Below are 21,857 nucleotides of genomic sequence, written 5' to 3'. Positions count from 1 at the left end.
CTTAAGCCCGCTCAGATTTTGGCAATTGCGACATCGCCGCGTAATCAATAAGCGCTGCAAGATCCGGAAGGGAAACGGGTTTGCGTAAAAGCCAATCCACCCCCGGCATTTCGGCCATGTGGTTGCCATGTGTAAAAACGCTTTCGCCGGTGATCATAATGATCCGGCACTCGGGTAGGGCTATGCGGGCATAATGTGACACACCGATTGAGGTGCCGCGTTCCAAATGCAGGTGGAGCATAAGCAAATCATAGGGTTGCTCGTGCATTGCCGTCATCGCGCTTTCGGCGTTGTCGACCGCCGTTACGGTGTGTCCTTCGTCCTCGAGGAAATCACACCAAACCTTACGTAATTCTTGTGCATCTTCGAGAACCAAAACATTCATTACTGTCACCGACTAAATAAGCTGTCAGATACACATAACGCGATTTGTATGAACGAAACCTAAACGGTTTACAAAAAGTAAATATCGTGGGGTTTAAGTGGCGGCGCCGCATTTCCCGACAAGGTTTTCATATTGCGCTGTAACCCAGCCCAATGCTTGCTCTGGATTGCGCTCCTCGACTTGCCCTGTAAGCTTTCCAAACACGGCAGCCGAGCGGGAGTTGTCGATCATATCGAGGTTTTGACTGGTTAGCACCACGTCGTAGACAAAGAACGCGACAGCCACCAAAACGATGCCGCGCAAAACGCCAAACAAAAAGCCGATGCCCTGATCAAGCCCGCCCAAAACAGATCGCTGCACAAGAGATGAAAAAAGCGGCGTGATGATCGACATGATCACAAGAGCAAGGGCAAACACGGCTGCAAAAGCGGCGATGATCGCCAACTCACAGCTTTCACCGATAAATCCACCGATGACGGGCAGTTCTTTGACCAATGGCTCAGCTTGTGAGGCAAAAACAGACGCCAAGATAGCAGCTCCGATCCAACCTGCGATGGAAAGTGCCTCGCGGACAAAGCCACGGGAGTATGCAAGCAACGCGGAAACCACGATCACAAGTGCTACAATTCCATCAATCAGAGTGAATCCGTCCATTTACACTTTTCCTTCTTGCTGGCGTTACCTGTCGCCAAAGATTTCAGTCACGAAACTCGCTAGATCTGGCATTTGCCGCAGCGCCATACCCTGTGTCGCAGGTGGTTTTGCAGTTTGCGCCGTTATGGTACCGCTAAAACCAAGTTTTTGGGCTTCTTTCAACCTATTTTCGGTTTGAGAGGCCGGTCTGAGCGCACCTGACAGGCTGATTTCGCCAAATATGACACTGTCTGCGGGCAATGTTGCGTCTTCCCGTGCACTCACCAAAGCGGCGGCCACGGCCAAATCTGCTGCGGGTTCGGTCACGCGCATCCCACCGGCCACATTGAGATACACATCAAGTCCGGTGAACGGCACGCCTGCGCGCGCCTCCAAGACGGCCAAAATCATAGCAAGGCGGCCCCCGTCCCATCCCACAACTGTCCTGCGGGGTTGGGCGTGCGGAGAAGGGGCCACGAGCGCTTGGAATTCGCACAAAACGGGCCGTGAGCCTTCTATACCCGCAAAAACAACGGAGCCCGGTGTTGGTTTGCCCCGTTCCGATAGAAAAAGAGCAGAGGGGTTTTTGACTTCCGCAAGACCACGGCCCGTCATTTCAAAAACACCGATCTCGTCTGCTGGGCCAAAGCGGTTTTTAACGGCGCGCAAAATCCGGAACGGGTGACCGCGCTCGCCCTCAAAATAAAGCACCGTGTCCACCATGTGTTCAACAACGCGCGGCCCGGCAATTTGCCCGCCCTTAGTGACGTGACCGACCATGATCACGGCGATGCCGTTACGCTTGGCGAAACTAGTCAACTCATGGGCCGCTGCCCGCACTTGACTGACTGACCCGGGCGCTGCCTCAACGTGATCGGCCCACATTGTTTGGATTGAGTCGATGATGCACAGATCAGGCTTTTCGTCTTCTAGGGTGGTCAGAATATCGCGCAGGTTTGTCTCAGCCGCCAATAAGACAGGGCTGCTTGTAAGTTTAAGACGCTGAGCGCGCATACGGACTTGTCCTGCTGCTTCCTCGCCCGAGACGTAGACAACCTTGAGGCCGTTGCGCGCAAACCTTGCCGCCGCTTGCAGCAAAAGTGTTGACTTACCGATGCCTGGATCGCCGCCCACAAGCAGAGCAGAGGCCTCAACCAATCCGCCGCCCAAAACGCGGTCAAGTTCCTCTACGCCCGACAAAGTCCGCGCGGGAGGTGTGTCTTGCGCTGCTAGATCTGTTAGGTTCAAGGCCTTGCCACGGCGCATGCCAAGGGATTTGGAGGCAGGCCCCGTGGACAGAGCCTTTTCTTCCTCAATCGAGTTCCACTCGCCACAGCTGTCGCACTGCCCCGACCATTTGGACGTGACGGCGGCGCATGATGTACAGCGAAAACTGGCTAATTTGGCCATGTTACGTCCTTTGCAAGCCTTTGCGTTTCGTTAGTGCCGCAAGCTGCGCGCGGTTGCAATGGACATGCATAATGAGGCGAGGATTGTGGCTGTAAAAAGATATAATCCCCAAGCCGGTTCAACACGCCCAAAGCCCGCACTTTTCGCCAAGACAATGTAGAGCGCGATCAAGAAGACATCTGCCATCGCAAATTTGCCCAACACGCCGATCAAGGGCAGGGCGGTTGGTGCCATGATGCGCAACTGAATAAGCAATAGGCCTAGCGTTTTTGCGATTGGGGCGATGATCGCGAAGATGATGACAACCAAAGCAAGAAGCACATCGGTCTGCCAAAGGCTTGCAATGCCCGACCAAAGTGAAATTTCGTTAAGACCGAACAGCGGCAGCAGACCTGCACGCATGAGCGGTGCAAACCACGATAGGGGGAACAGGATCAGCAAAAGGATATTTGCGGCAATCAACACCTTCATCACACTCGAAACCTCCGCCTTGATCGATTTAGTTCGTCACTGAAAAGACGGCTCAAAGCCTATGGCTGATATTAACATATTCTCCAGGCGCGTCATAATTCGCTTCAAAAGTAGCGCAGGCTAACGAATTGCCGCAATGGGACCTTCGCTTCGTCCGTTGATAAACTGATGCACGTAAGGATCACCTGTCGTATCCATTTCCACAACAGTGCCGGTCCATTTGATAGTCCCGTCGTGTAACATTGCAACGCGGTCGGCGATGGCGCGGACTGATGACATATCATGGGTGATGGTCATCGCGGTTGCGCCCATCTCAACGACAATTTCGCGGATCAAATCGTTGATTACGCCGGCCATGATTGGGTCGAGGCCTGTGGTTGGTTCGTCGAAGAAAATAATCTCGGGGTCAGCGGCGATGGCGCGCGCAAGCCCCACGCGCTTTTGCATGCCGCCGGAAAGCTCGGCTGGAAACCGGTCCGCCACATCAGGTTTGAGGCCAACGCGGCGTAGCTTTTCAATTGCCAACGTGCGGGCCTCCTCGGTTGAGACGCCCGATTGAATAAGCCGAAAAGCGATGTTCTGCCAAACCGGCATGCTGTCAAAAAGCGCGCCACCCTGAAACAGCATTCCGAAACGCGACAGCAGTGCATCACGGTCGCCGTCTTTGATATCTTTGTCGGCCACCGTAATGGTGCCGATATCGGGTGTTACCAGCCCAAGAATACATTTCAGCGTGACAGACTTGCCTGTGCCTGAACCACCAATGATCACCATGCTTTCCCCTTTAGGGACATGAAGATCAACTCCGTTGAGTACGGCATTGTTTCCAAAGGATTTATGGACATTTTTAAGGCGGATCATGCTGTGAAAAACGCCTCTGTTAGAATGTAATTAGCAGCTAATATAAGCACACTTGCCGCCACTACGGCCGCCTTTGTTGCGGCACCTACACCTTGCGCGCCGCGCCCCGAAGTCATTCCGAAATAGCAGCCCATCAATGCGACAATGAACCCAAAAACCGCGCCTTTCACAAGGCCGCTTGCAATGTCCCAAAACTCCAGAAAATCAGCGGTGTTTTGTAAATACGCGGCTGCGTTAAACCCAAGCCTGCTTGTGCCAACAAGATAGCCGCCCATAATCCCGATGATGTCACCGATAAGCACCAACACAGGCACACTCAGTGTGGCTGCCAGAACCCGTGGGACTGTGAGGTATTTCATCGGGTTGGTCGACAGGGTGACCAGTGCATCAATTTGTTCGGTTACTTTCATTGTGCCGATTTCGGCGGCAATCGATGAGGCAACACGCGCGGCAACCATAAGACCGCCCAAGACGGGGCCCAACTCGCGGACCATTCCGATGGCGACAATCGACGGCACCACGGCTTCTGCGTTAAACCGCGCGCCCCCTGCATAGATTTGTAGCGCAAGGGCCCCACCCGTAAACAGCGCCGTTAGTCCCACAACAGGCAGGCTAAAATATCCAATGGTGATGCAGGCTGAGACAAATTCACGCCAGTAAAATGGAGGGCGTGCAATGTGACCGATTGTTTGTGCAGCAAACAGAGCGACCGCACCAATCGCGCCAATCGCGTTTAGAACTGCGCGGCCTGTGCTGCCCAAAAGTGATGTGGCTGACCAGATCACGCGTAGCGTCTTTCGTACCGATGCCCGAGCGAGGTCAGGATTTCATAGCCGATGGTACCAGCACTGTCTGCCAAATCATCAACTGTCTGGTGCGGACACAAAATATCAAGCGCATCGGGGCTGCCGGATAGATCAGTAATATCCACGGTGATCAAATCCATTGAGACGCGTCCAATCACAGGGCACATCTTGTCCCCAGCATATACTTTTGCATCGTTTCCAATAGCGCGGATCAACCCGTCAGCATAACCCGCGGAGACAGTGGCAACGCGGCGTGCTGATTTTGCGATATAGGCATTGCCGTATCCAACGGCCTCGCCTTCAAGAACATCGCGCACCTGAATAATTGGCAGTGATAAATGCACCGTTGGTGTGGCATCTGCGAAAGGCTGTCCGCCGTAAAGCCCGATACCCGGGCGCACCATGTCGAAGTGAAACTTTGGCCCAAGTAACGTGCCGCCAGTAGCTGCAAGCGAAAGGGGGGCTTGGACACCGGCGGTCATCTCCAAAAATACGTCGCATTGAAAATAGTTCATCGGGTGATCAGGCTCGTCCGCACATGCCAGATGGCTCATCACTAAGGCGGGGCCTTGACCAAGGGCAACGTCGCGCACAGCGGCCCATTCGCCGGGCTCCATGCCAAGCCGGTTCATCCCGCTATCAAGCTGAATGCCAAAGGGTGCGGATGGCAGCGCTTCAAAGTGGCGGGTGAGTTGTTCGACACTGTTGAGGAGAGGCGTCAAGTGCAGATCATTGATAATGTCTGTATCGCCGCGCATGTGCCCACCAAAGACCATGATGTCGAGGCCCGGTCCAAGCGCTTGGCGCACTTTCGCGCCTTCTTGTGCAGTGGCTACGAAAAACGTCTTTGCACCCGCATTGGCGAGGGATTTTGCAACGCGGTCCGAGCCAAGCCCGTAGCCATCCGCTTTAATCACGGCTGCGGTTTGCACCCCCGATTGGGACATTGCATCCAGCGCGCGCCAGTTTTGGACGACTGCGTCCAGCGATATCATGAGAGTTCCTGTAGCCATAGTGAACGGGTGCCTAAGCTGACGGGTAAGGTCAAGGCCAAATAGGGACGGGCATTTACGGATGCTTAACTGCTTGCGGCTTAGGTTGCTGACAAAGCACACCAGAACGGAGTGGCCTCATGTCGCAAATTACGCAATTTCCAAGCCAAACACCTGCCTCAATCGCGGTTCCCGCCGCAGTACTAAGCGTGGAGGGAGTGAGTTCAGCAAAACTGAGAACCAAAAAGACCATCCTTGGCAATGTGATGCAAATGTCAGCAGCGGGCGATGTTCCGCGCACGATGACAGAGGTTGCGAAAGCCTCAGGCCTGGGTCGTGCCACAGTTTACCGCCATTTTTCGGATTTAGGTGCGCTTGCAGCTGATATTGTCCGTCCCAAGCATGATGCGATGGTTGCCAAGTTGCGCGCAGCAGAAGGCATTAATGATGTTTTGGTAGCGCTGTTGAAATATCGCTGCATGTTGTCGAGTGAGCGTGCGCTTTTATGCTCTGATGCGGTGCGTGGAACGGGCGCAATTGAGGCATTGAAAGAAGATGTAGCAGATGTTCTGGCTGATTTTGTAGATCAGGGCAGCGATGCAGGGGCGTTTTATGGGCGCGTTTTGGTCGATGCGCTGTGGCCACGGGGTGATGACACGCCAGCCCTAAGTGCAGGGCTGGATGATGTTGTTGTTATCGCGCGCATTTCGGGCCTTATCACACAGATCAAAGCGGTGATCACAAATGATCGATCACCAACAAATGTGATGAGCTAAGCTGCTGATTAATATTCGCTGCCTTGGTCGCCTTGCCACGGTTTGGCAAGGTTGCCGAAGCGTGTGAACTTACCCTCGAATGACAAGTGCACATCGCCAATCGGACCGTGGCGCTGTTTGCCGATAATGACATCTGCTTTGCCGTGAAGATGTGACATTTCATCTTGCCACGCAGCCATCTTGTCTAGCTCGTGATCCGCTGGTTTTTCACGCTCTTTGTAATATTCGGCACGGTACACAAACATAACGATATCGGCGTCTTGCTCAATTGAGCCGGATTCGCGCAGGTCAGACAACTGAGGGCGCTTATCTTCACGGTTTTCCACTTGTCGCGACAATTGTGACAACGCGATGACCGGAATATCGAGCTCCTTAGCAATTGCTTTAAGACCCTGAGTAATTTCGGAGACTTCGTTCACGCGGCTGTCTTTTGCAGTCGCGGGCCGAAGAAGCTGCAGGTAGTCAACGATGATCACGTCCAGCCCATGTGTCCGTTTCAAGCGGCGCGCCCGCGCGGCAAGCTGCGAAATGGGCAGGGCAGGTGTGTCATCAATATAAAGCGGGCAGGCCTCAAGCGATTTGGCGGCATCAACAAAACGGCGGAATTCGCCTTCTGTCATGTCGCCTTTCCGAATCTGCTCCGACGGGATTTCAGACGCTTCCGACAAAATACGCGACGCCAGCTGTTCTGCGCTCATCTCGAGGCTGAAAAAGCCCACAACCCCACCATCTTCAGCGCCTTCATGTCCTTCGGGCGTGATGCCTTTTCGGTAAGCTTTGGCGATGTTGAACGCGATGTTCGTGGCAAGTGATGTCTTCCCCATCGAGGGGCGTCCGGCCAAAATGAGCAGGTCTGAACGGTGCAAGCCGCCCAACATTTTGTCCAAGTCGACCAGACCCGTGCTGATCCCGGCCATGCCACCTTCGCGTTGATAGGCGGCGTTTGCGACATTCACCGCGTCGGTGACGGCTTTCAAAAATGATTGAAAACCCTGTTCGGCCTGGCCTTGTTCGGCAAGTGCGTAGAGCTTTTGCTCGGCTTCGACGATTTGCTCCTTGGGCTCGCTGTCCACATCGACTTTGCCCGCTTTCGCAGCAATGTCGCGGCCTACGCTGATCAACTCACGACGGATCGCCAGATCATAAATCATTTGCGCGTAATCGCGCGCGGCAAAGCCCGCAACGGACGCGCCCGCTAACTTGGCCAAATACGTTGCGCCGCCAAGTTCTTTTAGCCCTTCGTCATCTTCCATGAAGGATTTGAGCGTAACGGGAGACGCAAGCGCATTCTTGGTAATCCGTGCCTTTGCCGTTTCATAGATGCGCGTGTGAACCGGGTCGTAAAAATGCTCTGGGTTTAGAATGGCGTCGATACGGTCAAAGATATCGTTGTTGGTCAGGATCGCGCCCAACAGCTGCTGTTCAGCCTCAATCGAGTGCGGCAAAAGTCCTGCGTCCGCGCCAGCGTCATCATTTTGCGCAGCAACGGGGACCACTTGGCCCATGTTCGATATCTCGTTCATCATTCCCCCAACTGCTGTCGCAGCGTGTCAATCCCACTTAGATGCTGCTCTCACAGAGCCTTAGCCTCTCACTGCGTACGTTTTGCCGAACCCGCACGGGGAGGGCAAATTGTATAATTCTGTGAATAACTCATCCCTAACAAAATATAGCGGCGCAAGCAATCTGCGCCGCTATATCTGCGTGTGTAGTGTCGTAAGATAGCGCGAAAAAAGGTGTGCTAGACTTTGTCGGCGTTGGCCTTCTGCCATTCGCGTGGGGCGTTCAAAAATGCCTCAACTTCGGTTAAAGTGGCAGTGTCGAATGCACCTTGGGCTTTTGCCTCGGCCAGTACATCCCACCAAGTACACAGGCTGATCAGACCAACCCCATGATCGCCAAGTGTTTTTTCTGTCTCGGGAAAGATGCCGTAGTAGAAAATTACCGCAGTCCACGCACAGCTGGCGCCAGTTTCGCGGATCGCGTCGACAAAAGACAGTTTGCTGCCCCCATCGGTTGTCAGATCCTCGACCAAAAGCACACGTTGGCCCCCGCTCATGTCGCCTTCGATTCGAGCGTTGCGCCCATATCCTTTGGGTTTTTTACGCACGTAGGTCATTGGAAGTGCCATGCGCTCGGCTACTAAGGCCGAAAAAGGAATGCCCGCGGTTTCCCCACCGGCAATGTTATCAAATGCCTCGAAACCTGCGGTGCGCATGGTTTCGACCACCAAGAAATCCATCAACGTGCTGCGGATGCGCGGGTGGCTGATAAGCTTGCGACAATCAATGTATGTGGGGGACGGAAGCCCTGATGCCAGCTTGAACGGCTCAGCTGCGTTAAAGTGGACAGCCTTAATTTCCAACAACATACGTGCTGTGAGACGGGCGATTTCAGTGCTGTCGGGGAAGGAAGAAGGGATCATCTATGCCTCAATATGCCAGTGAAGGGGGAAGCCCGGATTAAAGAGAGTAACGGGACCCTCGCCGGTGTTCAGTTTTTCAGGATAACCAACGGGCGTATCGCGTTTGGTCAGCGTAATTGTCGTGTCGTTTGCTGGCAGGCCGTAATGCAAAGGACCGTTGAGCGAGGCGAATGCTTCAAGTTTATCTAGCGCGCCCGCGGCTTCAAAAACATGGGCGAGGCATGACATCGTGTTGATCGCAGAAAAAACGCCAGCGCATCCACAGGCCTGCTCTTTGTTTGGATCCGTATGAGGTGCTGAATCTGTGCCCAAGAAGAACCGTGCATCACCGCTGGTAGCGGCCTCTACCAATGCGACGCGGTGACTTTCACGCTTGGCGACAGGCAGACAGTAGTAGTGCGGTTTGATCCCGCCAACCAAGATGTGATTGCGGTTAATGATTAGGTGATGGGTTGTGATGGAACCCGCAAGATTTTTGTCCGCGCTGCGCACATATTCAACGGCTGTTGAGGTTGTGATGTGCTCCATTGTGACACGCAATTGCGGTACATCGCGGCGCAATGGCTCCAGAATGCGGTCGATAAAAACTGCTTCACGGTCAAAAATATCAATGTCCGCATCAGTGACCTCACCGTGACAGCATAGGGGCACACCAGCTTCGGCCATGGCTTCAAGAACAGGACGCACTTTGTCCATATCACGCACACCGGATGCCGAGTTTGTTGTTGCGCCTGCGGGATAGAGCTTCACGCCTGTGATAAGCCCTGCTTTGTAGGCGGCTACAACATCGGCCGGATCGGTTTGTTCTGTCAAATAAAGCATCATCAGCGGATCGAAGTGCATGCCTGCTGGCAAGGCGTTCATGATGCGCGCACGGTATGCGTGTGCGTCATCTGCCGTCACCACTGGCGGAACCAAGTTCGGCATAATGATCGCACGCCCGAAATGGCGGGCTGTTTCGGGCAAGACGGCTTCAAGCATTGCGCCGTCGCGCAGGTGCAGGTGCCAGTCGTCGGGGCGGCGGATGGTCAATGAAGTGCTCATGCAGGCGCGATACATCAAAACCCCACCAAAGGGCCAGTAGAATTGAATAGGGTGATGCAGCGAAGCGGCTGTATGCAATCGGTGATAATACGCTTATTGCAGGCGGCCTGATCTGGACCCGTGGGCCTGTGTCGGTCATTTTGGTGTTGAGTTTATGAGTTACGCGTGAGGTTGAGAATATGGTGTTAACATTTTTGCTTGGAATTGGCTGCGGACTTGCCGTGCCGCGTGTAGAGCAGCCGCTTCGGACAGCGATTGAGAAAATTAGCCTGATCAAACTGAAACTTGAGCCGGCGGAAATGGACGTGGTCTCTGTACTGGTCCTGATGATTGGGGCATCGCTTATTTGCGGGCTGCTCGATATCTCGTCTTCTGCATTCCTGCTGGCGCTCGGCACGCTGATCGGGCGTTACGGGCAACGCATAATTGCAGGATTCCAGTCAGGTGAATAATGCCGCGCGCGTAGGTGCATTGACACTTGTTGTTGGTGGTTTTGGTCTGGTTCCACATAATGCCCAAGCGGATCAGACTTACGGCGCTGATGTAAACTGTGATGATCCTCAAAACCAATTGGAAATGACATATTGTGAAGGAGAGGCCTTGGCACGTGAAGATGCGCGCCTAAACTTGGCGTATCGAGGTGCGATGGAGCGCGCACAAAACCTTGAAAGTGATGAGACAGCTCGCCTGTTGCGTCAGGCACAGCGCGCGTGGATCAAATACCGCGATCTGGCCTGTGCGTCCGAGGCTGCAACTGCCCAAGGCGATAGTATTTCTGGACAGCTTTATCTCGGCTGCAAGATGTATTTGACCCGCCAGCGTGCCGATGATTTGGCGCTGTTTCTCGATGTGATGTAGGGTTAGTGCATTTGGTACCTGAAGCTGTCGTTTCTAAAACGAAGTGAAATCAAACAGGTAAGTATCAGCCCTGCGTCAGGTGCATGGCGGGATTGCGGATTTACCGGCTACTCTGCGCTGCAGCATTTGTCTAATTCTTATCCAACAGACAACGCAGCTCATAGTAGGAATATCGAAATGGCTTTTTACACTGATACCGTCGCATCCGCCCCTCGCACTGGTTTTTTTGCCGCAATCGGATCGTTCTTTACATCTATCGCAGTTGCACGTGAGGTGTCTTTGAATGTGCAAGGTCGTGTGGCCAAAATGGATGAGTTGCGTGCCAAAACTGACGAAGAACTTGCCGCACTTGGTATGACACGCGACACCATCGCGCTGCATGTTTTCCGCGATCTTTACTACATCTGATTACTAACTCGTTTCCTGACTATAAGTTTTTATGGCCCTGCATTCTGTGCGGGGCCTTTCTCTTTTCAGCTGTCCCTGTGAGGAACGTTGAGCTTAAAGCGCGTGACCTGCCGCTAGCGCGGCGGTCGCAAAGGATCGGGTAGGTCAATGCCCTTGTCCATCAACGCGCTTAGTCTGCGGCGCGCGATCGGCATACGGTAGTGCTGGCCGATAGCGCGGCAGAGTTTTGCAAGGCACATGCCTGCGGCGTAGGCGCATCAGTTTATGCAAAGATTGTCTGTTCAGTTTGCCGGTGCCCGCTTGTGCCAGCATGCGGTAGAGAACCTGCATCTCGATCAAATCGGCCTCTAAGTCATCGCTCATGTGGCGCAAAGGCACCATGGTCGTGCGCGGTTTGTGAAAAAGCGACGCCTGCGCAAATTCATCCCTGACCGACGGATCATAAAGAACAAATACATCTTCGGCGGCATCAATCATATCGGGCGCATAGCCGTAGCGGTCCTCAAAACTTAGCCGCCTGTGGGGGGCAAAGCGCTTGTCCCATCCAGTGATGCGCGGATTAAGCGTGGCATGCGGCTGCAGGCAGATGACAGTGGCGCCGGGGGAGGCGACGCTAAAGGCAGCGGCCGCATAACCGCACATGTCAGCGCCGTAAAAGATCACGCGGTCGTAGGCGTCAAAAAAGCCGTCATCGCTTAATTTTTCAAAAAACGCGTAAACGGCGGCATCGCGAAACCATGTATTAGCCGATGTAAGCAAGCACAGATGCGACCAACCCGCCTCACGGACCAATTCAAAGCCAACGGGCTCACCAGACTCGTAGGTGTTGCGAATGTGCTCGACGGCTTCAAATGTAACAAGTAACGTCGGGTCATCATCGACGAATAGGGCTGCGTGCTGCTGGCCCAATTCCTCATACATCCCATATTGTCGGCCCAACTTTCGCATCGCTTGGGTCCAGTCGTTGAGGGACAAATCGCTTAGCGGGGGGCGAAAAAGGTTCGCGTCGTCCTGCATGGTGTGCTCCGGCCAGTCTTGCCCTTCGGCGAAAGGCGGTGTTGGGCTGGAGCTACCTGTCGAATAGGGCGAAAATGCGGAGCCACAGTGCGCTTTTTGAGAGGGTTAAGCTTGCGTTAACCGCCCCTAGAAGAACGCCTGAAGCCCCGTTTGGGCACGCCCCAAGATAAGCGCATGGATATCGTGCGTACCTTCATAAGTGTTCACAGATTCCAAGTTAACCATGTGGCGCATGACAGGGAAGGCGTCGGAAATGCCGTTACCCCCGTGCATGTCGCGGGCGTGTCGCGCCACATCCAGCGCTTTGCCGCAGTTGTTTCGCTTCATCATGCTGATCAGTTCGGGGCTTGCGCTGCCGCCATCCATCATGCGGCCCAATTGCAACGAACCTTGCAGGCCAAGCGCGATTTCTGTTTGCATGTCAGCCAGTTTTTTCTGGAAAAGTTGCGTCTGCGCTAGTGGTTGTCCAAACTGATGGCGGTCCAAACCATATTGCCGCGCTGCGTGCCAGCATGCCTCGGCAGCGCCCATCACACCCCAAGAAATTCCATAGCGCGCGCGGTTCAAACAGCCAAACGGTCCTTTGAGGCCTTCAACATTCGGTAGCAACGCGTCTTCGCCCACATCTACATCGCTCATCACGATTTCACCTGTGATAGAGGCCCGAAGCGACAGCTTACCTTTAATCACAGGCGCGCTGAGACCCTTGGTTCCCTTGTCCAATACAAAGCCACGAATTTTGCCGCCGTGGGCTTCGGATTTTGCCCAAACAACAAAAACATCAGCGGCTGGGGCATTCGAAATCCACATCTTTGCACCATTAAGGCGGTAGCCTGTTGGTGTTTTTACGGCTGTGGTTTTCATCCCAGCGGGATCACTTCCTGCGTCCGGTTCGGTCAGACCGAAACACCCGATTCTTGTTCCCGCCGCAAGGCCAGGCAGGTATTTCTGCCGCTGTTCTTCGGTTCCGTAGGCAAAAATCGGATACATCACCAAGGATGACTGCACGGACATCATGGAGCGATAGCCGCTGTCGGCCCGCTCAACGGCGCGTGCGATCAATCCGTAGCTGACGTAGCCAGCACCAAGCCCGCCGTAGTTTTCAGGTATAGTTGCACCAAGAAGGCCCGCGCTGCCCATTTTCTCAAAGAGTGAACGGTCAAAACTTTCGTCGCGGTAACTGTCTGTTACGAGCGGGGCGAGGGCGTTCTGGCCGAATGTTTCTGCCGCTTCTGCCAGCATACGCTCTTCTTCGGTCAGCTGCGCATTCAACAAAAACGGATCTGCCCAGTCAAAACGGCTAAGTTCGGGGCCGTGACCTGCGGGGTGTGACTGGATTGGATCGACGGGGTGTTGCGCGTTCATTGGGGCCTCCACAGATCAGATGTGATCTTTGGCGTTAGCCTAGTGTGGCAGCCAGCGGACAGCAAGCGCAACGAATGGACCATGAATGGGACAAATGTAGCACAAAGAAAAAGCCCCCACGCGGTTGGCGTTGGGGGCTTGGTATTAGATGTTGCGGTCTGTTAAATCGCAGATAAACGCATCGCTTATTTCGGCATAGGTCCGATAAGCATGACCATCTGACGGCCTTCCATTTTTGGGAAGTTTTCTACTTTGCCGTGCTCTTTTGTGTCTTCTGCAACGCGCTCAAGCAATTCACGTCCAAGGTTTTGGTGCGCCATTTCGCGGCCACGGAAACGCAGCGTGATTTTTACTTTGTCACCGTTTTCCAAAAACTTAAAAACATTACGCATTTTGACGCTGTAATCATTGGTGTCAGTGTTCGGACGGAACTTGACCTCTTTGATCTCAATCGTCTTTTGTTTCTTACGCGCTTCGGATTCACGTTTTTGCAGCTCGTATTTATACTTGCCGAAATCCATAATCTTGCAGACAGGTGGGTTCGCGTTTGGCGAAATCTCAACCAGATCGAGACCAGCTTCTTCGGCCAATGCCATGGCTTTCGCGGGTGAAACAACGCCACCGTTTTCACCATCAGCGCCAATCAGGCGAATTTCGAGTGCTTTGATGCGGTCATTGACGCGGGGGCCGGTGTCGCGCTGTGGAGGCGCATTATGTGGTCTGCGGGCTATGGGTTCATTCCTTAAATGGTTGGTCGTAATTTCTAGTTGCGCAAACTAGGCGTTAAAGTCGCGCGCTTCAAGCGGCAAATGGGTGTTTGCAAAGGGTGTTTGGCGTATTTTCGGCTGTTGTGGCGTTTTGTGGCTTGTGTCCTTTTCAAGCTGGCGTGAGCGTGCGATGTGTTGGGCACTTCTGTGCGAAGTTAACGAGTGTTTTGTGAATGGGGACGTGACGCAAATGAATAAATTAGTATTGGGTGCTGGCGCTGTGGTGATTGCGGTGGCGGGCTATGTTTGGGTGTCTGGCTCAAACGTGGAAGAGGTTGCGGATAGTGCGACGGGGACTGCTGTAACCGCTGTTGAAACAACAACCGAAACCGTAAGCGAGGGCGCAACGGCTGTTACTGAAACGGCAACTTCTGCAACAGACAGTGCGACCACGGCGGTTGAAAGTGTTGTTGAAGAAGCCAAAACGGCTGTGGATGATGCTGTGGACACGGCAAAAGCCAAAGCAGAAGAAGCCGTGGAAGCTGCAAAAGAAGCTGCGGAAAATGCGGTATCCGATGCGTTGGGGCTTGCGGGTGACGGGACAGATGCGGCGGCTGATCTGACCGAAGCGGCGACTGACGCTGTTTCCGGTACAGTGACCGAAGCGACAGAGGGTGCTGCCACTCTTTTGGAAAGCGCAACCGAGGCTGCGTCTGACGCGGGCAACGCCGTGGCAGATGTGGCTGCAGAGTCCACGGATGCAGCTTCTGACACGACTACGGATGTTGTTGAGGACGCAGCAAACGGTGTGTCGCAACTTGTGGAAGGGACCAGCGAAGCGGTAGAGACAGCAACTGACGCGGCTCCTGAAGCGACCGTAGAGGCGACACCGAGTGCTGAAGTTGATCCCGTCGGACTGGAGGATCTGCTAACGGCTGAAGGGCTGAATACGGACGCGGCGCTGCAACTTGTTGAGGGTTCTGATATTTCAGGATTTGCGAAAACAGCGCTGAAAACTCTGATTGAGCAGGCTGAAAATAATCCTGAAATGGCCAATCAAGTCATCGATGCCATCAAAGCACAGATTGGCGGATAAGCCGTTTTGATGATTAAAATAGAAAAGGCCGCAGAACTCAGCGGCCTTTTTTAACAACGACTTATTGATAGTTTTGAATGTTAATTAGCCAACAAACGCTTTTTCAACCACGTAGTGTTTAGGGTCAGAATTAGCACCTTCCTCAAGCCCGTGGCTTTCGAGGATTTCTTTGATGTCCACATTAAGCCCCATAGACCCACATACCATGGCGCGGTCCGTTTCGGCTGACAGACCGTCTTCAATACCGAGGTCTTTGAAAACTTTGCCGTCCTTCAATAGATCGGTGATGCGGCCCATCTTTGGGCTCTCCTGACGGGTAGTGGTCGGATAGTAAACCAGCTTGGCAAGGTTCTCTTCACCAATCAGCTCGACCAGTAGCTGGTCTGTTTTGATGCTCTCAATCAGATCTGCGCCATAGGTAAGCTCGGCCACATCGCGGCAGGTGTGCGTGACGATGACTTGGTCATAAAGTTCATAGGTCTCCGGATCGCGCAGCAAAGATGCGAAAGGCGCAAAGCCGGTCCCTGTTGAAAAGAACCAAAGTCGCTTACCTGGCAGCAGGGCATCGTGAACAAGCGTACCTACAGGTTTGGGTCGCAAAATGATCTCATCGCCTACCTGAACGTGCTGAAGTTTCGAGGTCAGCGGTCCGTCCTGCACTTTGATAGAGTAGAATTCCAACTCCTCGTCCCAACTGGGGGAGGCGATGGAGTAAGCGCGCAAGAGCGGGCGCTGTTTGCCGGTTTTTGGGTCTGGATCGCCCATCAAGCCGATCATGACAAACTCGCCAGAGCGAAACCGAAGCGACGCAGGGCGTGTGACACGGAACGAAAACAGCCGGTCTGTGTAATGCTTAACGGCTGTCACGACTTGCGCGTCGGGAAGGGTTGGTGTGGCCTTTGCGGCGGGGGCGTCGGTCATGGGTGTTCGATCATTCATAAGTGTCATTACGCGGGTCATGCCCACGTGTCCTGTCATAGTCGTTGATTTGGATCAGTTAAAGGCGCTGATTAGCCGCGCAGGCGGGCTTGGTAGTCGTGCTTGGTCCAGTTTGCGCGAAAAAGCCACTCCGCTTCGGGTTGGCGGGCGGCGAGCGCGTCATCAATTTCGACCTCGTCAAAACCAACGCGGCGGGCCATTGCATATTGATCCGAGATCACATGACCCTTGGCGCGCAAACGCCCCTTGTAGCCCATGCGACGCAATTCAGCGGCGATGGAAAAGCCGCGCCCGTCCGCAAAACTGGGAAAATCCACGCGGATTAGGCTTAGCCCATCAAGACGCGTGCGCAGGTCTTCTGGCTCAGCGTCTGAGGGCAGGTCGACGCCTGCGCACTCATTTGCAGGCAGGCTATCGAGCATGCAAAATCCGCCGTTCCAGTCGTCCGCGGCAAAGCCGCTGTCGATTACAATTACTGTCATAATATCAAGTCCTTATGCCGCTGATGCTTTGCTGTCGGGATAAAGTGCCGCTTTGAACGGCCCCATGCCAACACGGCGGTATGTTTGTAAAAATGTCTCGGCTTTCTCGCTGCGCACATCGAGGTATGTCTCGATGATCCGCTCGATCGCTGGCACAAGTGCCTCGGCGCTAAAGCCAGGACCTGCGCGCTCACCGATGGCCGCATCTTCGGACCCGTCACCGCCCAAGGTGATCTGATAGTTTTCGACGCCGGCGCGGTCTAAACCCAGAATGCCGATATGGCCCACGTGGTGGTGACCACAGGCGTTGATGCAGCCAGAGATTTTGATCTTTAGCGCGCCAATTTCATGCTCAAGCTTCAACTCGTCAAAGCGCTCCGCAATTTCTTGCGCAACAGGGATCGAGCGCGCAGTCGCAAGCGCACAGTAATCCATGCCGGGGCACGCGATAATGTCACTGATCAGGCCAATGTTTGCTGTCGCCAAATCGGCCTCACGCAAGGCTGCATAGATGGCGGGCAGGTCTGATTGGTGCACATGGGGCAAGATCACATTCTGCTCATGACTAATGCGCAACTCATCATGTCCATAAGTTTCTGCCAACTCCGCCATGGCGCGCATTTGATCTGCAGATGCGTCACCCGGTGTCGCGCCGTGCTTTTTCAAACTGATCGAGACAATTGCGTAGCCGTCGTTTTTGTGTGCGGTGATATTTGTGTCCGACCAACTTGCGTAAGCGGGGTTGGCCTGACGCATGGCTGTGTGCGCATCAATGGGCGCATTGCGATAGGCCGGCGTATCAAAGTTTTGTTGAATTTGTGCAAATAAATCCCGATCGAAACCTTTGAATGTAGGTTTTATTTGTTCGAAACGTGTAAGGACGCGGGCACGGATGTCATCGATGCCATGCTCGTGAACTGTGATTTTGATGCGTGATTTGTATTTGTTGTCACGGCGTCCAAGACGGTTCCAAACATTGACCGTGGCTTCAACAAACGGCAGCAAATCAGTCTTGGGCAAAAACTCTGCAAGTGTTTGGCCAATCATCGGGGTGCGGCCCAAGCCGCCGCCAACAATAATTTTGTAGCCGATTTCGCCGTCTTTTTCGACGATCTGGATACCAACATCATGCGCACGGATGACAGCGCGATCTGCCGCAGAGCCGGTCACGGCAAGTTTGAACTTGCGCGGCAAAAATTGAAATTCGGGGTGATCTGTTGACCACTGCCGCAGCAGCTCCGCTGTTGGGCGCGGGTCCTCCACCTCATCCGCCGCAGCGCCTGCAAAGTGGTCTGCGGTGACGTTACGAATGGTGTTGCCGCTTGTTTGTAGTGCGTGCATCTCTACCTCGGCCAAACGGTCAAGGATGTCGGGGACGTCCCTTAGTTTTGGCCAGTTGTACTGGATATTTTGGCGTGTGGTGAAGTGACCATACCCTTTGTCAAACGTCTCGGCGATCATCGCAAGTTGGCGCATTTGGGCGCCGTTTAGCGTACCGTAGGGAATCGCAACGCGCAGCATATAGGCGTGCAGTTGCAGGTAGAGACCGTTCATCAAGCGAAGTGGTTTGAACTCATCCTCTGTGAGCGCGCCAGAAATACGGCGTTCAACCTGTGCACGAAATTGGGCGTTCCGTTCTGCGACGAAAGCCGCGTCAAAATCGTTGTACCGATACATTATGACAACTCCACTTGCTTGCCGTGTGCGTAATTGGATGGGCCGCGTGTGCGGAATTCTTCTCGGAAATGGGTTGGGGCAGGGCCATCGTCCGTCATCGCAACATCCGCGAGGTATACACCCACCGCGACTGCGGGCTGGCTGCTTGCGGTCAAAAGCTGTTCTTGTGCAACGGCTTCATCTTCAAACACTTCGGCGCTTGATAATGTGCGAACCCAAGTCCCTTCAGGTGACCAATAGATGACATCGCCTTCAAGAAGCGCGTTGGCGGTAATAACTTTTGGGGTGAAGCTGCGGCTCATTGGGCCACCTCCTGTATGGAAATATCTTGTGCCACTTGCAAAGCGGCGCGTGGTGCGAGGCCAAGCAACATAAGCGCGGGACCTTTTAAGTTGGCTGTCTCAAGGTCATCGGAAAGCGTCCCGAGCGTGCAGGTCAGTGTGCGTTGTTCCACGCGGCTGACGTTCTCGACGACGGTGATGGGCGTTTCCGGGTGCGCGCCATGCATTAAAAGGCGCCCCTGCACGAACCGCGCCGCGCGTTTGCCCATGTAAATTGCAGCAACTTCGCCTGCATGTGAAAGCGCACGCCAATCGTGATCCGCATAGCCCTTCATGTCGTGACCTGTGATAAAGCGCACGGACCCGTTGCGATCACGCTTCGTCAAACTTTGGCCGATGCCAGCAACGGCAGCAGACGCGGCCGTAATACCGGGCACGATACGCCAAGACACGTCCGCGGCGTCACATGCGTCAATTTCTTCATCCAGCCGCCCAAAAACTGTCGGATCACCGGACTTGAGGCGCACAACTTGGTGACCGTCTTTGGCGTGGCTGACGATTAGATCGTTGATTTCAGATTGGCTCATCGCCTTGCCGAAACCTTCTTTCCCGGCGTCAATCATGACCGCTTCACGGCGTGCGAGCTCAAGAATTTCTGCGCTTACGAGGCGATCATAAATCACGACGTCTGCCTTATCCAAAGCCTTGCGCGCTTTTAAGGTCAGCAGGTCAGGATCGCCAGGGCCAGCGCCGACTAGGTCAACATGGCCTGCTTTTTCGCGCGTATCCGTTAAGTAAGTATCAAGCAGGTTTTCAAGTGCCGGCTGAACGCCGCTTTCACCATCCTCTTCAATGGCTCGAGGGCCTTTATTAAAGTAATACTCTGACCAAAAATCGCGCCGTTTACGACCCATCGGTAGGGCCTCAACAGCACTGCGGAAGGACTTACCTATCCGTGCAAGCACACCCAAAGATGCAGGGAGCTTCGCTTCCAGATCCGCTTTGATTGCGCGGGCCAAAACCGGTGCTGCGCCTTCGGTGCCGATGGCGATGGTAACCGGATCACGGTCAACGATCGCCGGTGTGATGAATTGGCTGCCGTGTAAATTATCGACCATATTCACGCGTGCGCCATCACGGTGGGCAAGTGCGGCCACCCGTGCATCTTCGGCGTCGTCACCGTTTGCCGCGTAAAACAGGACTGCGCACATGGCGTCTCCGGGCTCCATCGCGCGGCTGATCAATGTCAGTCGCCCTTCTTGGGCCCACGCGCGAATTTCTGATGCGGCGTCTTCTGCCACGACTGTTAAATTGGCCTCTGTTTTCAGCAATAACCGCAGCTTGGCTATGGCTTCTTCACCGCCACCGGACAAGACAATCCGACGGCCTTCGACGGCGACGAATATGGGAAAATGTTTCATGGGGCGGTGCTCCAGCTACTCAACTACCGCTCAATATAGTATATTTTCCCACTATTTTGCTATATGGCGGCTATACTAAGAACGAACGTTCTGTATATTAAACCTGTGTGGAAATATTTAGTAACTTGACAGGAAAAAGCAGATGGCTGTTCAGATAGACGACCTAGACCGGAAAATTCTCATACAGTTGCAGCAGGACGCGAGCCTGTCACTTGATGAAATTGCCGCAATAGTGGGCAGTTCCAAGACACCTGTATGGAACCGGATTCGCAAAATGCGCAACGCAGGCGTCATTGGCACACAGACCGCGCGCCTTGATGCGGATGCCCTTGGTTTTGAGGCGTGCTTTTTTGTGTTGATCCGCACGTCCGAGCATGAAGCCGAGTGGCAAGCGGCGTTTCTCAAGGCGCTTAAAGAGCGTCCCGAGGTGCAAGAAGCGCACAGGCTTGCAGGGGATATTGACTACATTTTGAAGGTACGTGTGCAAAACGCGCGCGCCTATGATGCGTTCTATCAGGCGCTTATCAGCGAAGTGCGCGTATTTAATGTCACGGCGCTTTTAAGCATGGAGGAAATCAAATCAACCAGTGCTCTGCCGCTGTGACTGGTGCGCAAAGCCGCTTAGTCAGCACATACGATTAGTTTGCTGAGTCCATGGAAATGATATGCCGGCTTATATTCTGGTGGCTCCGCGATGCACAGATCAGGGCACCGTTGAAACAACGTTCCAAGCGCAATTTCCATTTCCAGCCGTGCAAGCGGGGCGCCGACGCAGAAATGAATGCCGCCTCCAAAAGATGTGTGCACTTTGCCGGGCCGGTTTGGTTGAAAAACATGTGGGTCTTTGTAGACGTTCGGGTCGTGATTGGCGGCGCCTAACAGCAGTCCAACGGCATCGCCTTTCTTGAAGTCATGGCCAAATACCTCAACGTCGCATTTCGCCCATCTTTGGAACATGTGCAAAGGCGGATCAAACCGTAGGATTTCCTCCACAAGGGGGCCGATAGGAGCGCTCTCATTCGGGGTATGTCCCGTTTCAAGGCATGCCTTGATGCCGTTCCCAAGCGAATGAACCGTTGCCTCGTGCCCTGCGTTCAACAGCAAAATACACGTGGTTATCATCTCGTCGGTCGAGAGTTTATCGCCGTCTTCTTCCGCTGCGATCAGTTCTGATATCAAATCATCTGCGGGCGTTGCGCGGCGCTCATTGATGTAGCTGCGCATGAACTCTGTGAATTGTGTTGCGGCTTGGGCCGCTTGCTCTTCGATTTCACGGGTGCGGCCCGCCACATACATGGCCACCATGGCGTGTGACCACCGCAAAAGTTGATCTGCCATGCTGTCGGGCACACCCAAAAGGCGGGCGATGACCAAAACGGGAATTGGGGTGGCGAAGTGTTCCAAGATGTCAAAGTTCCCTTGCGGAAAAGCATCAATCTTTTGTGTTGCCAGTTGTTCGATCATCGGTGCCAGTGTTTTGATCCTGCGCGAGGTAAACCCATGCAGGACTAATTTACGTAGACGGGTATGGCGGGGTGGCTCCAGCTCCAGCATAGAGTGGGCTTCCACAGCGTAAAATGCCTCTAGATGATCTGGTACGTCAAACGTGGGCCCTTCACGGCCAAAATTTTTGTCGCGCAGCAACGCCGATACTGCCGTATGGCTACTGGCCACTAGCATGTCGAACTCCTCCCAATACACCAAATCACCCATCTGGCGAAGGCGGTCATAGAACGGGTAGGGTGCTGCGTTGAGGGCGGGGTCAGTAAGGGACTGCGAGATACGTTTCATTGCGATGACTAA

The 21,857-nt window shown here is 54.0% G+C and carries 25 protein-coding genes; 6 read left to right on the top strand and 19 right to left on the bottom strand.

Features of this window, described 5'->3' with window-relative positions:
- Nucleotide 1 precedes the first annotated feature (1 nt).
- The 7 genes from ACTF5M_RS08695 to alr all read right to left on the bottom strand — a co-directional run bounded on the left by ACTF5M_RS08695 (nucleotide 2) and on the right by alr (nucleotide 5,579).
- Nucleotides 2-385 (bottom strand): response regulator, encoded by a 384-nt coding sequence (locus tag ACTF5M_RS08695; RefSeq protein ID WP_438960626.1) that lies wholly within the window; start codon nucleotides 383-385, stop codon nucleotides 2-4.
- 93 nt (nucleotides 386-478) lie between these two features.
- On the bottom strand, nucleotides 479-1,039 hold the full coding sequence (locus tag ACTF5M_RS08690; protein WP_438960625.1) for a CvpA family protein: 561 nt from the start codon (nucleotides 1,037-1,039) through the stop codon (nucleotides 479-481).
- 24 nt (nucleotides 1,040-1,063) lie between these two features.
- Nucleotides 1,064-2,428, bottom strand: a complete 1,365-nt coding sequence (gene radA / locus ACTF5M_RS08685; protein WP_438960624.1) for a DNA repair protein RadA — start codon at nucleotides 2,426-2,428, stop codon at nucleotides 1,064-1,066.
- Nucleotides 2,429-2,458: 30 nt separating this feature from the next.
- Nucleotides 2,459-2,899, bottom strand: coding sequence for a paraquat-inducible protein A (locus tag ACTF5M_RS08680; protein ID WP_438960623.1), 441 nt, complete (start codon nucleotides 2,897-2,899; stop codon nucleotides 2,459-2,461).
- 120 nt (nucleotides 2,900-3,019) lie between these two features.
- Complete coding sequence (locus ACTF5M_RS08675; protein ID WP_438960622.1) at nucleotides 3,020-3,760, bottom strand: ABC transporter ATP-binding protein; 741 nt, start codon at nucleotides 3,758-3,760, stop codon at nucleotides 3,020-3,022.
- Nucleotides 3,757-4,521, bottom strand: a complete 765-nt coding sequence (locus ACTF5M_RS08670) for an MlaE family ABC transporter permease (RefSeq protein WP_438960634.1) — start codon at nucleotides 4,519-4,521, stop codon at nucleotides 3,757-3,759. The genes ACTF5M_RS08675 and ACTF5M_RS08670 overlap by 4 nt, the downstream gene beginning before the upstream one ends.
- Nucleotides 4,522-4,541: 20 nt before the next feature.
- A complete protein-coding gene (gene alr / locus ACTF5M_RS08665) occupies nucleotides 4,542-5,579 on the bottom strand; it encodes an alanine racemase (RefSeq protein ID WP_438960621.1) in 1,038 nt (345 codons plus the stop codon).
- Nucleotides 5,580-5,698: 119 nt separating this feature from the next.
- Here alr and ACTF5M_RS08660 point away from each other — a divergent pair, with 119 nt between their 5' ends.
- Complete coding sequence (locus ACTF5M_RS08660) at nucleotides 5,699-6,334, top strand: TetR/AcrR family transcriptional regulator (RefSeq protein WP_438960620.1); 636 nt, start codon at nucleotides 5,699-5,701, stop codon at nucleotides 6,332-6,334.
- A gap of 8 nt (nucleotides 6,335-6,342) precedes the next feature.
- Here the strand turns inward: ACTF5M_RS08660 and ACTF5M_RS08655 are convergent, their stop codons facing one another.
- The 3 genes from ACTF5M_RS08655 to pyrC all read right to left on the bottom strand — a co-directional run bounded on the left by ACTF5M_RS08655 (nucleotide 6,343) and on the right by pyrC (nucleotide 9,803).
- Nucleotides 6,343-7,857: a replicative DNA helicase gene (locus ACTF5M_RS08655; RefSeq protein WP_438960633.1), complete on the bottom strand. Its 1,515-nt coding sequence runs from the start codon at nucleotides 7,855-7,857 to the stop codon at nucleotides 6,343-6,345.
- 218 nt (nucleotides 7,858-8,075) lie between these two features.
- Nucleotides 8,076-8,759 carry an orotate phosphoribosyltransferase gene (locus tag ACTF5M_RS08650; protein WP_438960619.1) on the bottom strand — a complete coding sequence of 228 codons (684 nt, stop codon included), beginning with the start codon at nucleotides 8,757-8,759 and terminating at the stop codon, nucleotides 8,076-8,078.
- Nucleotides 8,760-9,803 carry a dihydroorotase gene (gene pyrC / locus ACTF5M_RS08645; RefSeq protein ID WP_438960618.1) on the bottom strand — a complete coding sequence of 348 codons (1,044 nt, stop codon included), beginning with the start codon at nucleotides 9,801-9,803 and terminating at the stop codon, nucleotides 8,760-8,762. It lies immediately after the preceding gene.
- A gap of 179 nt (nucleotides 9,804-9,982) precedes the next feature.
- On the opposite strand from pyrC, the gene ACTF5M_RS08640 reads away from it, so the two are divergent.
- The 3 genes from ACTF5M_RS08640 (at nucleotide 9,983) to ACTF5M_RS08630 (ending at nucleotide 11,069) form a co-directional block, all read left to right on the top strand.
- Nucleotides 9,983-10,255: a hypothetical protein gene (locus ACTF5M_RS08640; protein WP_438960617.1), complete on the top strand. Its 273-nt coding sequence runs from the start codon at nucleotides 9,983-9,985 to the stop codon at nucleotides 10,253-10,255.
- On the top strand, nucleotides 10,248-10,661 hold the full coding sequence (locus ACTF5M_RS08635) for a lysozyme inhibitor LprI family protein (protein ID WP_438960616.1): 414 nt from the start codon (nucleotides 10,248-10,250) through the stop codon (nucleotides 10,659-10,661). The genes ACTF5M_RS08640 and ACTF5M_RS08635 overlap by 8 nt, the downstream gene beginning before the upstream one ends.
- Before the next feature lie 177 nt (nucleotides 10,662-10,838).
- Nucleotides 10,839-11,069, top strand: coding sequence for a hypothetical protein (locus tag ACTF5M_RS08630; RefSeq protein ID WP_438960615.1), 231 nt, complete (start codon nucleotides 10,839-10,841; stop codon nucleotides 11,067-11,069).
- Nucleotides 11,070-11,213: 144 nt separating this feature from the next.
- Here ACTF5M_RS08630 and ACTF5M_RS08625 read toward each other — a convergent pair whose 3' ends face one another.
- The 3 genes from ACTF5M_RS08625 to infC all read right to left on the bottom strand — a co-directional run bounded on the left by ACTF5M_RS08625 (nucleotide 11,214) and on the right by infC (nucleotide 14,095).
- Nucleotides 11,214-12,086 (bottom strand): phosphoadenosine phosphosulfate reductase, encoded by an 873-nt coding sequence (locus ACTF5M_RS08625; protein ID WP_438960614.1) that lies wholly within the window; start codon nucleotides 12,084-12,086, stop codon nucleotides 11,214-11,216.
- A 126-nt stretch (nucleotides 12,087-12,212) separates the two neighbouring features.
- Nucleotides 12,213-13,451 (bottom strand): acyl-CoA dehydrogenase, encoded by a 1,239-nt coding sequence (locus ACTF5M_RS08620; protein WP_438960613.1) that lies wholly within the window; start codon nucleotides 13,449-13,451, stop codon nucleotides 12,213-12,215.
- 185 nt (nucleotides 13,452-13,636) lie between these two features.
- On the bottom strand, nucleotides 13,637-14,095 hold the full coding sequence (infC, locus tag ACTF5M_RS08615) for a translation initiation factor IF-3 (protein ID WP_244888299.1): 459 nt from the start codon (nucleotides 14,093-14,095) through the stop codon (nucleotides 13,637-13,639).
- 313 nt (nucleotides 14,096-14,408) lie between these two features.
- Between infC and ACTF5M_RS08610 the strand changes: the two genes are divergently transcribed.
- A complete protein-coding gene (locus tag ACTF5M_RS08610) occupies nucleotides 14,409-15,254 on the top strand; it encodes a hypothetical protein (protein ID WP_438960612.1) in 846 nt (281 codons plus the stop codon).
- Nucleotides 15,255-15,338: 84 nt separating this feature from the next.
- Here the strand turns inward: ACTF5M_RS08610 and ACTF5M_RS08605 are convergent, their stop codons facing one another.
- The 5 genes from ACTF5M_RS08605 to cysG are packed head-to-tail and all read right to left on the bottom strand — an operon-like array spanning nucleotide 15,339 to nucleotide 20,054.
- Nucleotides 15,339-16,214 carry a ferredoxin--NADP reductase gene (locus tag ACTF5M_RS08605; RefSeq protein ID WP_438960611.1) on the bottom strand — a complete coding sequence of 292 codons (876 nt, stop codon included), beginning with the start codon at nucleotides 16,212-16,214 and terminating at the stop codon, nucleotides 15,339-15,341.
- 50 nt (nucleotides 16,215-16,264) lie between these two features.
- Nucleotides 16,265-16,675 carry a DUF934 domain-containing protein gene (locus ACTF5M_RS08600; RefSeq protein ID WP_438960610.1) on the bottom strand — a complete coding sequence of 137 codons (411 nt, stop codon included), beginning with the start codon at nucleotides 16,673-16,675 and terminating at the stop codon, nucleotides 16,265-16,267.
- 12 nt (nucleotides 16,676-16,687) lie between these two features.
- On the bottom strand, nucleotides 16,688-18,352 hold the full coding sequence (locus ACTF5M_RS08595) for a nitrite/sulfite reductase (protein ID WP_438960609.1): 1,665 nt from the start codon (nucleotides 18,350-18,352) through the stop codon (nucleotides 16,688-16,690).
- Nucleotides 18,352-18,654, bottom strand: coding sequence for a DUF2849 domain-containing protein (locus ACTF5M_RS08590; RefSeq protein WP_438960608.1), 303 nt, complete (start codon nucleotides 18,652-18,654; stop codon nucleotides 18,352-18,354). The genes ACTF5M_RS08595 and ACTF5M_RS08590 overlap by 1 nt, the downstream gene beginning before the upstream one ends.
- Nucleotides 18,651-20,054 (bottom strand): siroheme synthase CysG, encoded by a 1,404-nt coding sequence (gene cysG, locus ACTF5M_RS08585; RefSeq protein ID WP_438960607.1) that lies wholly within the window; start codon nucleotides 20,052-20,054, stop codon nucleotides 18,651-18,653. The genes ACTF5M_RS08590 and cysG overlap by 4 nt, the downstream gene beginning before the upstream one ends.
- Before the next feature lie 142 nt (nucleotides 20,055-20,196).
- On the opposite strand from cysG, the gene ACTF5M_RS08580 reads away from it, so the two are divergent.
- Complete coding sequence (locus tag ACTF5M_RS08580; RefSeq protein ID WP_391482406.1) at nucleotides 20,197-20,658, top strand: Lrp/AsnC family transcriptional regulator; 462 nt, start codon at nucleotides 20,197-20,199, stop codon at nucleotides 20,656-20,658.
- Between the two features lie 17 nt (nucleotides 20,659-20,675).
- Here the strand turns inward: ACTF5M_RS08580 and ACTF5M_RS08575 are convergent.
- A partial coding sequence (locus ACTF5M_RS08575) for a cytochrome P450 (RefSeq protein WP_438960606.1) occupies nucleotides 20,676-21,857 on the bottom strand: 1,182 nt, incomplete at its 5' end.

This window comes from Nereida sp. (assembly GCF_965655635.1).
In the GTDB taxonomy this organism is placed as follows: Bacteria; Pseudomonadota; Alphaproteobacteria; order Rhodobacterales; family Rhodobacteraceae; genus Nereida.
This window is presented reverse-complemented; position numbering and strand designations above follow the sequence as displayed.

Coding starts and splice junctions, on each gene's coding strand:
- ACTF5M_RS08695 (WP_438960626.1), bottom strand. CDS start 385: ATGAATGTTTTGGTTCTCGAAGATGCACAAGAATTACGTAAGGTTTGG.
- ACTF5M_RS08690 (WP_438960625.1), bottom strand. CDS start 1,039: ATGGACGGATTCACTCTGATTGATGGAATTGTAGCACTTGTGATCGTG.
- radA (WP_438960624.1), bottom strand. CDS start 2,428: ATGGCCAAATTAGCCAGTTTTCGCTGTACATCATGCGCCGCCGTCACG.
- ACTF5M_RS08680 (WP_438960623.1), bottom strand. CDS start 2,899: ATGAAGGTGTTGATTGCCGCAAATATCCTTTTGCTGATCCTGTTCCCC.
- ACTF5M_RS08675 (WP_438960622.1), bottom strand. CDS start 3,760: ATGATCCGCCTTAAAAATGTCCATAAATCCTTTGGAAACAATGCCGTA.
- alr (WP_438960621.1), bottom strand. CDS start 5,579: ATGGCTACAGGAACTCTCATGATATCGCTGGACGCAGTCGTCCAAAAC.
- ACTF5M_RS08660 (WP_438960620.1), top strand. CDS start 5,699: ATGTCGCAAATTACGCAATTTCCAAGCCAAACACCTGCCTCAATCGCG.
- ACTF5M_RS08655 (WP_438960633.1), bottom strand. CDS start 7,857: ATGAACGAGATATCGAACATGGGCCAAGTGGTCCCCGTTGCTGCGCAA.
- ACTF5M_RS08650 (WP_438960619.1), bottom strand. CDS start 8,759: ATGATCCCTTCTTCCTTCCCCGACAGCACTGAAATCGCCCGTCTCACA.
- pyrC (WP_438960618.1), bottom strand. CDS start 9,803: ATGAGCACTTCATTGACCATCCGCCGCCCCGACGACTGGCACCTGCAC.
- ACTF5M_RS08640 (WP_438960617.1), top strand. CDS start 9,983: ATGGTGTTAACATTTTTGCTTGGAATTGGCTGCGGACTTGCCGTGCCG.
- ACTF5M_RS08630 (WP_438960615.1), top strand. CDS start 10,839: ATGGCTTTTTACACTGATACCGTCGCATCCGCCCCTCGCACTGGTTTT.
- ACTF5M_RS08625 (WP_438960614.1), bottom strand. CDS start 12,086: ATGCAGGACGACGCGAACCTTTTTCGCCCCCCGCTAAGCGATTTGTCC.
- ACTF5M_RS08620 (WP_438960613.1), bottom strand. CDS start 13,451: ATGAACGCGCAACACCCCGTCGATCCAATCCAGTCACACCCCGCAGGT.
- ACTF5M_RS08610 (WP_438960612.1), top strand. CDS start 14,409: ATGAATAAATTAGTATTGGGTGCTGGCGCTGTGGTGATTGCGGTGGCG.
- ACTF5M_RS08605 (WP_438960611.1), bottom strand. CDS start 16,214: ATGACCCGCGTAATGACACTTATGAATGATCGAACACCCATGACCGAC.
- ACTF5M_RS08600 (WP_438960610.1), bottom strand. CDS start 16,675: ATGACAGTAATTGTAATCGACAGCGGCTTTGCCGCGGACGACTGGAAC.
- ACTF5M_RS08595 (WP_438960609.1), bottom strand. CDS start 18,352: ATGTATCGGTACAACGATTTTGACGCGGCTTTCGTCGCAGAACGGAAC.
- ACTF5M_RS08590 (WP_438960608.1), bottom strand. CDS start 18,654: ATGAGCCGCAGCTTCACCCCAAAAGTTATTACCGCCAACGCGCTTCTT.
- cysG (WP_438960607.1), bottom strand. CDS start 20,054: ATGAAACATTTTCCCATATTCGTCGCCGTCGAAGGCCGTCGGATTGTC.
- ACTF5M_RS08580 (WP_391482406.1), top strand. CDS start 20,197: ATGGCTGTTCAGATAGACGACCTAGACCGGAAAATTCTCATACAGTTG.